The organism is Rheinheimera gaetbuli (genome assembly GCF_054781935.1).
The window spans coordinates 419,994-432,870 of the sequence record NZ_BAAGTL010000028.1; the positions used below are offsets into that span (position 1 = coordinate 419,994).

The 12,877-nt window shown below is 48.8% G+C and carries 11 protein-coding genes; 9 read left to right on the forward strand and 2 right to left on the reverse strand.

Translation table 11 applies throughout. The annotated features are described in order from the left end of the window. Positions 1 to 66 precede the first annotated feature (66 nt). Positions 67 to 2,883, reverse strand: coding sequence for a transporter substrate-binding domain-containing protein (locus ACYVIC_RS18490; RefSeq protein WP_460862320.1), 2,817 nt, complete (start codon positions 2,881 to 2,883; stop codon positions 67 to 69). Between the two features lie 66 nt (positions 2,884 to 2,949). Here ACYVIC_RS18490 and ACYVIC_RS18495 point away from each other — a divergent pair, with 66 nt between their 5' ends. The 8 genes from ACYVIC_RS18495 (at position 2,950) to ACYVIC_RS18530 (ending at position 9,433) form a co-directional block, all read left to right on the forward strand. Further along, the gene (locus ACYVIC_RS18495) at positions 2,950 to 3,786 is read left to right on the forward strand and encodes a DUF72 domain-containing protein (RefSeq protein WP_460862657.1); all 837 of its coding nucleotides are present in this window, start codon (positions 2,950 to 2,952) and stop codon (positions 3,784 to 3,786) included. Positions 3,787 to 3,868: 82 nt separating this feature from the next. Continuing rightward, entirely contained in the window at positions 3,869 to 4,594 is a 726-nt protein-coding gene (cmoA, locus tag ACYVIC_RS18500; RefSeq protein ID WP_460862322.1) for a carboxy-S-adenosyl-L-methionine synthase CmoA, read from the forward strand. A 24-nt stretch (positions 4,595 to 4,618) separates the two neighbouring features. Beyond that, on the forward strand, positions 4,619 to 5,584 hold the full coding sequence (gene cmoB, locus ACYVIC_RS18505) for a tRNA 5-methoxyuridine(34)/uridine 5-oxyacetic acid(34) synthase CmoB (protein ID WP_460862324.1): 966 nt from the start codon (positions 4,619 to 4,621) through the stop codon (positions 5,582 to 5,584). Positions 5,585 to 5,607: 23 nt separating this feature from the next. Then, positions 5,608 to 6,504, forward strand: a complete 897-nt coding sequence (locus ACYVIC_RS18510; RefSeq protein WP_460862325.1) for a LysR family transcriptional regulator — start codon at positions 5,608 to 5,610, stop codon at positions 6,502 to 6,504. Between the two features lie 7 nt (positions 6,505 to 6,511). Beyond that, a complete protein-coding gene (locus ACYVIC_RS18515) occupies positions 6,512 to 6,919 on the forward strand; it encodes a hypothetical protein (RefSeq protein ID WP_460862327.1) in 408 nt (135 codons plus the stop codon). A 78-nt stretch (positions 6,920 to 6,997) separates the two neighbouring features. Then, positions 6,998 to 8,041: a phosphoribosylformylglycinamidine cyclo-ligase gene (purM, locus tag ACYVIC_RS18520; RefSeq protein ID WP_460862329.1), complete on the forward strand. Its 1,044-nt coding sequence runs from the start codon at positions 6,998 to 7,000 to the stop codon at positions 8,039 to 8,041. An 8-nt stretch (positions 8,042 to 8,049) separates the two neighbouring features. After that, the gene (purN, locus tag ACYVIC_RS18525; RefSeq protein ID WP_460862331.1) at positions 8,050 to 8,697 is read left to right on the forward strand and encodes a phosphoribosylglycinamide formyltransferase; all 648 of its coding nucleotides are present in this window, start codon (positions 8,050 to 8,052) and stop codon (positions 8,695 to 8,697) included. Further along, entirely contained in the window at positions 8,681 to 9,433 is a 753-nt protein-coding gene (locus ACYVIC_RS18530) for a DUF3108 domain-containing protein (RefSeq protein WP_460862333.1), read from the forward strand. Before purN ends, ACYVIC_RS18530 begins: the two co-directional genes overlap by 17 nt. On the opposite strand, the gene ACYVIC_RS18535 is transcribed toward ACYVIC_RS18530, so the two are convergent. Further along, positions 9,412 to 10,179 (reverse strand): class II glutamine amidotransferase, encoded by a 768-nt coding sequence (locus ACYVIC_RS18535; protein ID WP_460862335.1) that lies wholly within the window; start codon positions 10,177 to 10,179, stop codon positions 9,412 to 9,414. The two genes, ACYVIC_RS18530 and ACYVIC_RS18535, sit on opposite strands and share 22 nt — an antisense overlap. Positions 10,180 to 10,372: 193 nt before the next feature. Here ACYVIC_RS18535 and fadE point away from each other — a divergent pair, with 193 nt between their 5' ends. After that, the gene (fadE, locus tag ACYVIC_RS18540) at positions 10,373 to 12,850 is read left to right on the forward strand and encodes an acyl-CoA dehydrogenase FadE (protein WP_460862336.1); all 2,478 of its coding nucleotides are present in this window, start codon (positions 10,373 to 10,375) and stop codon (positions 12,848 to 12,850) included. Positions 12,851 to 12,877: the final 27 nt, after the last annotated feature.

A 12,877-nucleotide genomic window follows, 5' to 3' on the forward strand; every position in this document is an offset into this window, starting at 1 on the left:
AATCAGCAGTACATAAATGACGGCTAATTATATAGAAATGAGGCCTAATGTCACTGCCCGTTCGCGCTAAAACACCGCCTTAGAAAAACAATAACGATTTTTACCCTGCTGCTTGATACGGTACATAAGACTGTCTGCAACTTTGAGCAGTTTTGCACTGTCGGTACCGTCGTAGGGGTAAACTGCAATACCTATACTGGCGCCTACCGTTACTTCACCAACAGACACAGCTATTGGTTTGCTCATTTGATGCAATATTTTCTCTGCCACTATTGCCGCATCGTCACGGCTAAGTAAACCGGTTAATAACACGACAAATTCGTCACCACCAAACCGGGCTACGGTATCGCTTTTTCTTACAGCATTATCAAGCAGGCCCGCCAATTTTAACAGCAACTCGTCTCCGGCATCGTGACCATGGGCATCATTTACTTCTTTAAAACCATCCAGGTCAATAAATAGCAGCGCCATAATCTCATTATGCCTGGCGTGCTGTAGCAGCGCCTGCTCAATACGTTCTTTAATTAAACTGCGATTAGGTAGCTGTGTTAATTCGTCGTGTGTCGCCATAAAACGCATTTTTTGCTCTGCTTTACGCCTTAAACCCACCTCACGCCTTAGCAATACATTCCACAGCAGCACAAAAATTAGCAACACCGCAACAACGACACCGATACGCCACATTAAGTTGTTCAATTGTTGCTGGTTGATGCCCTGGGTGATCTGAAAACTAAACCATTTTTGATACAACTGTTGTCGTTCTTCCGGACTGATGCTGCGCAGGCCTTTGTTTAGCATTACCAGCAAAGGCGCGTAATCTTTGCGCACAGCGATCAGCGAGGCGTAATACGGCAAGTCATCGACTACATAGGCTCTAAGCCCGAGCACGCCGGTGTGTTTTAGTGTTTCACTTACCGATTCCACCGAGTCAAGGGCAAAGTCAACTTCTTTGCGTTGCAACAACGTTAGCCCTTGCTCCAGGTCCTCTACTGGGACCACACTGATTTGTGGATGTAATTGCGATAATTGCCGCGCCAACTCGTAGTCCTGATAAATGGCTACTTTGCTGCCATATAGATCTGACGTGCGGGTGATAGCATTGCGCGAGCTGTCACTAACAACAGCAAGCTGCATTGGCCAAAACACGTCGGTAAAAAGGGCATAGCTGTGCCTATCTTCCTTATCGGATACATTGGCGATCATATCCAATTGCTGTAGCCGCAGTTGCTCCAACATGCTGTTAAAATCATCAAACAACTGAAATTCAAATTGTGTATCTAAGCGTTCAGCCAGAAGGTTAAACATATCTACTGTTACACCAGCCGGATTCCCCCTTTCATCTGTAAGTTCCATCGGTGGCCAGTTGCGCAACATCCCTACGCGCAATACCTTGTGCTGCTCTAACCAACTGCGCTCATTGTCCGTCAACGGGATTTGTTGCTCAAAGCGTGAGAAGTAATGTTGTGACTGATCATCCAACCAACGCCGCTCTGTCTGCACCAGTATATCAAGTGGCAACTCGGCAAAACCGCGGCGGATTTGCTCTGCCAGCTCTGTTTGCGACTGCTGAACCAAACTAAACATCGGTGAAACCATTTTTGCCCCGGCAACAGAGGCAAATATATCAGCCAGGTTCAGCTGCTTTAAGCGTTGCGGAATGATAGCTGAGGCGCCGAAGAAACCAATTAGCTCGCCATTGATCACTGCATCGAGCATCTCAGGTAATTGCCGGTAGCGGACAAACTCCAGCCTGGGGTAACGTTGCTGCAATTGCTCTATATAAGGAGCGTTGGCAAAAATACCTACTTTGCCACCTTGTACATTGACTAAATCTGCATAGGGCTGACGCTTAAGGTAAAAAAACTCTGATGGAAAATTATACAAATGATAAGCCGGTATTATACCCACTGGTAAGTTCTGGTTATTGGGAAAAGCCACCAGCACATCGATACGGCCTTTAGCCAGATTATGCAAATTGTTTAGCGAGGTATCCGGCACAAAAGCAATTTTACGGCCGGTTTTTTGCGCCCATTGCTGCCATAAATCAACAAATAAACCTTGCGCCTCGCCCTGTTGACTAACATGCATATAAGGCGGGTTGTCTATTGGCACCCCAAGCAACAGAGTATCATCATCGGCAGCTACACCCAGCCAGCGCCGTTCAAGCCGCTCCAGAAATAACGGTTCGATCTCGCGGGTTACTTGCTGAATTAACGGCAGTAACGTACTGTTTTTGTCGGTTGCATAGCTAAGCGCGATATTACGCAGAGGGATTTTGCGGTACAGCGGGAACTGCGCCACCAGTTCATTGTAGCGATTATAACGCGGTGGCAATCTATCCAGCCCGGTCATTACTCTGATTTCGCCGGCCAGCGCTGCATCGTACATCGCCGTTACGGTCGGATAGGGTTTTATAAAAGCCGAGGGCAACTGCTGTAATATAGTGCCTATGTGGCTGGATTTATCTACTGCACCAATAGCAAACGGCATAAGTTGCGACAGGCTGGTTAAATGCGGAATATCGCGATGGACAAAAATATTGCTGTAAATTGCAATGCCCGTCGCCCCCATAGCATAACGTGCAGAGCGCTCATCGGTACGCGCAATACCACCATGTAAATGCACCTGACCAGCTTCAAGCAAATCAAGTGTTTGTGGCCAGTCTGTGGCAACAAAGCGCACGGTAATACCGTTTCTTTTTGCCACTTCTTGCCAATAGTCAACAACCAAACCGGCAGCCTGACCTTGTTCGTCAGTAAACATATAAGGAAACGTATCATTACTGATGGTTATCACCAGCGGGTCCGGCAGCGTAGCGGCATCCTCAGTAGCTCTGACATCCACGGCAATCAATAGCAAACAGATAAAAAATCGCAATATCACTATGTTATGCTTCCTCTGTAAGATGTTTCAGTTTTACGCTGCCACTCAGTTAAGGTCAAGTCAGTGATGTTATATCTTGGTTGCCCGGTATGGGCCAATACGAAATGGAAAAACGCCCTGTTCTCTGCCGACACAAAAAGCGTAGAGTATCTGGCGCAGTACAGCCGTATTTTTAACACCGCCGAGGGCAATACCACTTTTTATGCCGACCCGTCGGATGATACCTTAACCCGCTGGCAGCAGGACACAGCCGAACAGTTCCGTTTTGTGTTAAAAGTACCGCAGCGTATCAGCCATCATGGCGACGCGGACAGCTTGCCGCAGTTACAAGACTGGCTTAACCGTATGGCACAGCTTGGCGACAAATTGGCCCTGATACATCTGCAACTACCTGCCCGCACCGGTCCGGCCGACATTGCTCAAATCAGCGATTTGGTTGCTCAGATCAGCCAACAGTATCGCTGCGCATTAGAAGTGCGCCACCCGGCGTTTTTTGATAAGGGTCAATACGAAGTTCAACTGCATAAAATGCTGCAACACTTCGGCGCAGAACGAGTGGTCATTGATAGCAGGGCCTTATTCTCGGTGGCTGCAACCACGCAGGCATTAACCGATGCTCAAGCCAAAAAGCCCCGCGTACCGGTGCATGCTATAAGTTTCAGCCAAACTCCGGTGCTGCGCTTTATCGGTACCGATGATATGGCAATAAACCGGCAGTTTTATCAACCCTGGCTAAAAAAAGTGCAGCAATGGCTGGACGAAGGCAAAAGCCCGTTTTGCTTTTTTCATACTCCGGATAATCATCTGGCACCGCAGTTATGCCGCCAGTTTGCGCAAGATCTAACCTACGTACACAGCTGCCTCGCCCCCTGGCCTGGCGAGCAGCAATTCAGCTTGCTGTAGTTTCGTGGTATTTAAGGTAAAATAACACCACTTTGTTTCACATACGCGCTTAAAGCCGCACGCTACCAGCAGATAAAATACTATGCAAAAAGATGCTATTTTCGCCGAACCATTGGCTCAGATTCAGGATTTTCGCTTTGACGACCAGGTCGCAGACGTATTTCCTGACATGATCCAACGCTCAGTGCCGGGTTATCAGACCATTATTCAGACTATTGGTAAGCTCACCAGCCGTTTTCAACAGGCCGACAGCCACTACTACGATCTGGGCTGTTCTTTAGGTGCAGCAACCCTGGCAATGCGGCGCAATATCACTGCCAGTAACAGTCGAATTATTGCCGTGGATAACAGCAGTGCGATGGTGGAGCGCTGTGAGCGGCACTTGCAGGCGTTTCGCTCAGAGGTACCGGTTGAGGTGAAGCTGGCAGATATCAGACTGCAAACCATTGAAAACGCCGCCATCGTGGTAATTAACTTTACCCTGCAGTTTTTACCTAAAGAAGATCGCAATGCCCTGATTAGCCGCGTATATCAGGGCTTAAAACCGGGCGGTTTATTGCTCCTGTCAGAAAAGTTTATTAATAACGACACACAAACTAACGAGTTGCTGGTTGAATTACACCATGACTTTAAACGTGCCAACGGCTACAGCGAGCTGGAAATCAGCCAAAAACGCAGCGCCCTGGAAAACGTGATGAAACCTGACACCCTGAGTGAACATCAGCAACGCTTGCAACAGGCCGGTTTTAGCAGCCAAACGCTGTGGTTTCAGTGTTTTAATTTCTGCTCAATGGTCGCCATCAAATAACGCCGCCACTTTATAAGGTTAGCTATGCTCGATTTCAGCTCATTTTACGGCCAACTGGCACACAACAAACTGCATAACTGGTTAGAAACCTTACCGGCGCAAATGGCCGCCTGGAGCAAAGAGGCGCTGCATGGCGACTTTAAACAATGGCAAAAAACCATTAGCAACTTACCTGTAACAACGCCGACGGTGATTGAATTAAAACATGCCGTGCAGTTTGGTGCTGCTGACGATATCAGCAGTGGCGAAGCGCAACAAATCCGCTATTTGCTACAACAATTAAAGCCCTGGCGTAAAGGGCCGTTTAACATTCATGGCATTGATATTGATACCGAGTGGCGCTCTGATTTTAAGTGGGATCGGGTACTGCCGCATATTGCCCCCCTGACAAACCGCACTGTGCTGGATGTAGGCTGCGGCAGTGGCTATCACCTGTGGCGTATGCGTGGTGAAGGTGCTGAATTTGTCGTCGGCATTGACCCGTCGCAGCTGTTTTATGCGCAATTTCAAGCCATTAAACACTTTAACCCTGACCCTGCGGTAAATCTTATTCCTATTGGTATAGACGAGATGCCAGCGCTGAAGCAATTTGATACGGTGTTTTCCATGGGCGTGTTGTATCACCGTCGCTCACCGTTAGATTTTTTGCAACAGCTGAAAAACCAGTTACGTCCTGGTGGCGAGCTGATCCTGGAAACCTTAGTGGTTGAAGGTGACGAAAACACAGTATTAGTACCGGGAGAGCGCTACGCTAAAATGCGTAACGTTTGGTTTATTCCCAGCGTAGCGGCGTTAACGCACTGGCTACAGCGCTTAGGCTTTAGCAATGTGCGGCTGGTAGATTTAAACTGCACCAGCTTAGACGAGCAGCGTAAAACCGCCTGGATGGAAAATGAAAGTTTGATTGATTTTCTCGATGCAACTGATCATAGTAAAACCATAGAAGGTTATCCGGCGCCGCTAAGATCGGTGATCATCGCCAACATTTAATGCCACAGGAGTGAGCGCCCGCTATGCCTTACCGTCCCCGTTCAACTCTGGAGCAATGGCGAATACTACAAGCAGTAGTTGATGCCGGTGGCTATGCGCAGGCTGCGGACGTACTAAATAAAAGCCAATCCTCGCTAAATCATGCCGTGGCCAAATTGCAAACCCAGCTCGGTGTTGAACTACTGGAAGTGCGTGGCCGCAAAGCTTATCTGACTGAGGCTGGGGAAGTTATGCTGCGCCGCTCGCGGCTGCTAACCCAGCAGGTAGAAGATCTCGAACTGCTGGCAGCCAATATTAACCAGGGCTGGGAGCCGGAAATTCGTATCGCAGTTGAGCTGGCCTACCCCAGGCACTATCTGAACCAGGCGCTGGCAGCATTTTATCCTGTTAGCCGTGGCAGCCGCATTCAATTGATAGACAGTGTTATTACCGGCACAGCCGAAATTATTCAGCAAAAGCGCGCAGACCTGGTTATCGCGGCGTCTGCCGTTGTACCAAAGGGCTACCTGGGTGAACCGCTTTACACGACCCGCTTTGTGCCGGTTACTGGCCGGAACAACGCTCTGGCTGCCATTCCAGAACTAGACCAGAACGAATTAAGCCAGCACTTACAGCTGGTAATACGGGATACAGCACAAAAACCGCAGGAAAATGCCGGCTGGCTGCGCGCAGAACAGCGCTGGACAGTGGACAACTTTTATGAAGCCATAGAGATCCTGCAACTGGGCCTGGGGTTTTGCTGGCTACCTGATTTTATGGTGGCAACAGCTATTGCAGATGGCACGCTGGTGCAACTAAAAGTAACCAACAGTAGCGAGCGTTTGGCCAGCATTTCTTTAATTGCGCCGCAACAAGATGCGCTTGGGCCAGGCAGTAAACAACTACGGCAGCTGCTGCTTGCCGTTCACAATAAAACCTGAGGCACTTATGCAATTACAACAACTAAGCGAACTTATGCAGGCCGCCGCGCAAGACGCTGTGCGCTATGCCGCTGAAGAACATCAGATTACTCTGGACACCAGCCTGGCTAGCCTGGTGCAGGTTGATGTTATTTTGTCAGAGCTACACCAGCGCGAGCTGGCGCAAAAACATTCCGTTGAAATGATTTTTACCCTGTGCAACATACTAGGTGCTTACATCGGCGAGGTATTTATTGCCACCTCTGGTGGCCACTGGCAACAGAATCAAGTTGATAGCACTGCGCCTTTTATCTACGTGCAACACCATGACAAAGAATTTCCTTTTGCTTCAACATGTTACTACAAGATCACTCAAGACAACAGCGTCAGTTTGAAAAATTATGTTAAGCAAGCGATGGCAAATGCTATGCAGTAAGGCTTTTGTCTGAGGCGTTATGCAGGTAAAATGCCGCCAATTTTTAGCCTTTCCACTTTCAGTCATTCGAGGATTGCCGTGAGCGAGCAGAAAACATCGTTAAGCTACAAAGACGCCGGAGTTGATATTGACGCAGGTAACGCGTTGGTAGAACGTATTAAAGGCGCAGTCAAACGCACACGTCGCCCTGAGGTTATGGGTGGTTTAGGTGGTTTTGGCGCCCTGTGTCAAATTCCGGCCGGCTATAAAGAGCCTGTTCTCGTATCAGGTACTGACGGTGTTGGCACCAAATTACGCCTTGCCATGGATTTAAAACGCCACGACGGCGTAGGCATTGACCTTGTGGCCATGTGCGTTAATGATTTGGTCGTACAAGGTGCTGAGCCGCTGTTTTTCCTGGATTATTACGCCACCGGCAAATTAGATGTCGACACAGCATCAGCTGTCGTTAATGGCATTGCTGAAGGCTGCTACCAATCAGGCTGCGCTCTTGTGGGTGGCGAGACCGCCGAAATGCCAGGCATGTACCACGGCGAAGATTACGACATCGCCGGCTTTTGTGTCGGAGTAGTAGAAAAAGCCGATATTATCGACGGCAGCAAGGTAAAACCGGGTGATCAATTAATCGCTATGGCATCCTCTGGCCCACATTCCAACGGCTTCTCGTTAATCCGTAAAGTATTAGAAGTTAGCGGTCAGAGTCCGGATACATTGCTTGAGGGCAAATCACTGGCGGATCACTTGCTGGAACCTACCCGCATTTACGTAAAAAACCTGCTTAACCTGTTCAAGCAAACCCCGGTGCACGCTCTGTGTCATATTACCGGCGGCGGCTTTTGGGAAAATATTCCGCGCGTACTGCCAGAAAATACCAAAGCGGTTATCGACGGCACCAGTTGGCAGTGGCCAGCCATTTTTAACTGGTTGCAGCAACAAGGCAATATCAGCCGTCATGAAATGTACCGCACCTTTAACTGCGGCGTGGGTATGTTAGTAGTGGTTCCACAGGATAAACTGCAACAGGCTATCAGTATCCTGAAGGATGCTGGCGAAACCGTGTGGCACCTGGGTGAAATTCAATCTGCAGCAGACGGTGACGAGCTGGTAGTGATCAACGAATAAGGCTGGCGATGAAATCTATAGTAGTACTGATCTCCGGCAGTGGTTCCAACCTGCAGGCCATTATCGATGCCTGCAGCAGTGGTTTTATTCCGGGGCGAATTAGCGCCGTCATTGCCAATAAAGGTAATGCCTACGGACTGGTGCGTGCGAATGAAGCCGGGCTGAGTACTCAGATATTAAGCCATAACAGCTTTAAAGACCGCGAGCACTATGATATCGCCCTGGCCGACGCTATAGATCAACATCAACCGGACCTGGTCGTCCTTGCCGGTTTTATGCGAATTTTAACGCCGGCTTTTGTTCAGCGTTACCACGGTCGGTTGTTGAATATCCATCCATCATTGCTGCCGAAGTATCAGGGCCTGAATACCCATCAGCGTGCCATAGATAATAATGACAGCGAACACGGTTGCAGTGTGCATTTTGTTACCGAACAGCTAGATGGCGGCCCGGTAATTTTGCAGGCTAAAGTGCCGGTGTTTAGTGATGATGATGCACAAAGCCTGGCTGAGCGCGTGCACGATCAGGAGCATCGCATTTACCCGCTCGTGGTGCGTTGGTTTTGCCAAAACCGTTTACAACAGCAGGCAGATCAGGCAATGTTGGATGGCAAAGTATTAGCAGCCAACGGTTACGCCAATGATGATGATGAATAACTGGCGCTTATGGGCGCCTTTTTTACTGTTGACCTCGTTGAGCACAGCAGTGCCAGCCCAACAAGCTCCGGTATTTAATGGCTTTAAAGCCGACTACATAGTCTACCGTGCCGGTAAAAAACATGGTGACGCACAGCGTTACCTTACCCGGGAAAACAACCAGTACCAGTTAGGATACAGCAGTGATATCAGCTGGATGATATTCTCTGATAAGCGCCAGGAAACCTCTGACTTTAGTGTACAGGATGGCCAAATTCAGCCGCTGCGTTATATTATGCAACGCTCAGGCAGCGGACCAAACCGTTACTACGAGCTAAATCTTGACCCGGTTAACAAAACCCTGTCTGAGGGTAAAATAAAGAAAGTTAAAGCGGTTAACTGGCAGAATGACTGGCAAGACCAAATAAGTTATCAATTGCAGCTGGCATTGGATTTAAAAGCTGGCAAAACTGAATTCCATTACAACGTACTAAACCGCAACGGCAACAGCAAAATGTATCACTATAAAGTGGTTACCGAAGAAATGCTGCCACTGCCTTATGGCAACATTAACACCGTTCGTATTGTCCGAACCGACAGCAGCAACGATAAACAAGTATACGCCTGGCTTGCGCCAGAGCTTGATTACATGTTGGTACGCCTGTGGCGCGGTGAAGATAACGTTGAGCAGTTTGATGTGCAATTGCACAAACTGGAATGGCTACAACCTCAGGTTCAGGCTAACGGCTCACCGTAACGAAACAACTGACTGTCACCTGGCTGCATTTTGTGCCACTGTTCATTGTTGGTCAGTGGCTCAGTGGCAATAATGGTTACCACGTCATTGGGTGTGGTTTGAGTAGTAAAATCAATATCTACATCTACGTCTGACAAGCGCGCTACACCAAAGGGTGCACGGCGGGTTATCCAGTGTAATTTCGTGGTGCAGTAAGTTAGCAAGTATTCACCATCGGTCAGCAACATATTAAATACGCCCAGTTTTTGCAACGTCTTGCATTGGCGTTGAATAAACTTAAACGCCGCTTTGCGACTGGGTGCTTTATACGGATAACGCTTATCCAACTCACTTAACAGATAGCAAAACGCGCGTTCGCTGTCGGTAGTACCTACCGGGGTAAAGCGCGCAACCGGTAGTTGTTGGTAACCACTTAGTTGGCCATTGTGCGCATAGGTCCAGTAACGGCCCCACAGCTCACGGCTAAACGGATGAGTATTTTCCAGCGCCACTCTGCCGCGATTTGCCTGACGCACATGGGCAATAACGGCGCAGCTTTTTATCGGATAGTCAGACACCAGCCGGGCAATTTCAGATTGATAACTTGGTAGCGCATCTTTAAAAGTACAAACACCTTTATTTTCATAAAATGCTACGCCCCAACCATCTTTATGTGGCCCCGTGCGGCCCCCCCGCTCTTTTAAGCCTTTAAAACTAAAACAAATATCGGTAGGCACATTAGCCGACATTCCCAGCAATTCGCACATATTACCCCTTATACACCGCAGCAACAGCGGACGAAACTAAACCAGCAAGCTATGCTTAAGCGTATAAGCCTACGAGTTGCAACCTAAGTTGACAATGCCTTTATACAACATAACACGTAAAGGCTTGCAACTTTAGTTAAAGCGCTTTACTCTAGCTCGCAGTAGTGGTCTGACCTCTTATCAGGAGCAAAAGATGGAAATGTTAATTCTATGGGCAGTGCTGATAGCTGCCGTTGGTGTGCTGGCTTACAACAGAGCCAGCCTTACTATGTTTACCGCAGCCTTTGCTATTATATTAGCTGTGGGCAGCGCCTTTGATGTTGTTGGCACGTTAAGCTGGCTAGTCTTTTTAGCTATAGCACTGCCATTAAACATCGCCTCAATACGCCAGCAATACCTTACCAAACCGTTGTTGAAACTATACCGCAAAATTATGCCGGAAATGTCTACCACGGAAAAAGAAGCGATTGACGCCGGCACGACCTGGTGGGAAGCCGACTTATTCCGCGGCAACCCGGACTGGCACAAGATGCACAATTTTCCGGTGCCACGCTTAAGCGCAGAAGAGCAGGCGTTTTTAGATGGTCCGGTAGAAGAATTACTGGCGATGGTCGATGACTGGCACACTACCCATGAACGTGCTGATTTAGCGCCAGAGGTATACCAGTACCTGAAAGACAAAGGCTTCTTCGCCATGATCATCAAAAAAGAATATGGTGGTCTGGAGTTTTCTGCTTACGCTCAATCTTGCGTCCTGCAAAAATTAACCAGTAAAAGCATGGTGTTATCCAGTGTTGTTGGGGTACCTAATTCGTTAGGCCCGGGCGAGCTGTTGCAGCACTACGGTACCGACGAACAGAAAAAACACTATTTACCCCGCCTGGCCAAGGGCCTTGAAGTGCCGTGTTTCGCGCTGACCAGCCCGGAAGCCGGTTCAGATGCCGGTGCAATTCCTGATACCGGTATTATTTGTAAAGGCCAATGGGAAGGCAAAGAAGTTATCGGCATGCGGCTTACCTGGAACAAGCGGTATATTACGCTGGCGCCTATTGCCACCGTGCTGGGCTTAGCCTTTAAACTGTACGACCCGGAAAAATTGTTAGGTGATGAAGAAGAGCTGGGTATTACCTGTGCGCTTATCCCGGTTAGCACGCCAGGCGTAAAAATTGGTCGTCGCCATTTCCCGCTAAATGTGCCGTTTCAAAACGGCCCAACCCAGGGTGAGAACATCTTTGTGCCGCTGGATTACATTATTGGTGGTGCCAAAATGGCCGGCCAGGGCTGGCGTATGCTGGTAGAATGTTTGTCTGTTGGTCGTGCTATCACCCTGCCATCAAACAGCACAGGTGGTATCAAAGCGGTAGCCTTAGCTACCGGTGCTTATGCTCGGATTCGTCGTCAGTTCAGGCTACCTATTGGTAAAATGGAAGGCGTTGAGGAGGCAATGGCGCGCATTGGTGGTTACGCCTACATGGCCGATGCTTCTACCACCATGTCGGTAGGCTCAATTGATTTAGGCGAGAAACCATCTGTTATCTCGGCCATTACCAAATACCATATGACTGAACGGATGCGTCAGGCGATTATTGATGCCATGGATGTACACGGTGGTAAGGGTATTTGTATGGGTCCGAATAACTATCTGGCCCGTGGTTACCAGGGTGCACCAGTTGCTATCACGGTAGAAGGCGCCAATATCTTAACCCGTAATATGATTATTTATGGTCAGGGCGCTATTCGCTGCCATCCTTATGTATTGGCTGAATTACAAGCAGCACAGCTGGACGATCAAGGTGCGGCGGTTACCGCCTTTGATAAAGCGTTGTTTGGCCATATCGGTTTTGCTATCAGCAACTTCTTCCGTACCTTCTGGTTATCGTTAACCGGTGGAGCCTTCAGCAGTGCACCATACGGCGATGCTACGGCGAAGTACTACAAGCAAATGAACCGCTTCAGCGCCGCTATGGCACTGATGTCAGACGTAGCGATGGGTACGCTGGGGGGTGATTTAAAACGCCGCGAGCGCATCTCTGCCAGGCTGGGTGATATTTTAAGTATGTTATACCTTACCTCCGCCGTGCTAAAACGCTACAACGACGAAGGCCGTAAAATTGATGACTTACCCCTGGTGCAATGGGCGTGTGAAGACAACCTGGCCAAAGCCCAGTTAGCGTTAAACGAGTTATTTGATAACTTCCCTAACCGCGTAGTGGGCGTGGTATTAAAACGCGTGGTGTTCCCATGGGGCCGTACGCTGCGTAAAGCGTCTGACATTATCGAGCACAAAGTTGCCCGTATTATGCAAACGCCGGGCGAAGCACGTTCGCGTTTAGGCAGCCATATGTACTTAACCAACGAGCCGCAAAACCAGCTCGGTTTAATGGAACAGGCATTACTGGATGTTCTGGCAGCAGAACCAGTGTTTGACAAGGTAACGCACGCTGCCGGTAAACGGTTGCCGTTTTTCCGCTTAAACGAAGTGGCAGACTTAGGTTTAGAGCTAAAAGTAATTAGCGAAGCCGAAGCTGAGATATTGCGTACCGCAGAAAAAGGCCGCTTGTTCGCCATCAACGTTGATGACTTTGAGCCAGCCTATCTGGCCGCAGACAAAACCCTGACCCAGCAAGGGCCGGGTGCGGTAGAGACAGACAAGAAAGTAAAAGCAGCATAACGCGTTATTCTGCTGCGAATAAAACGC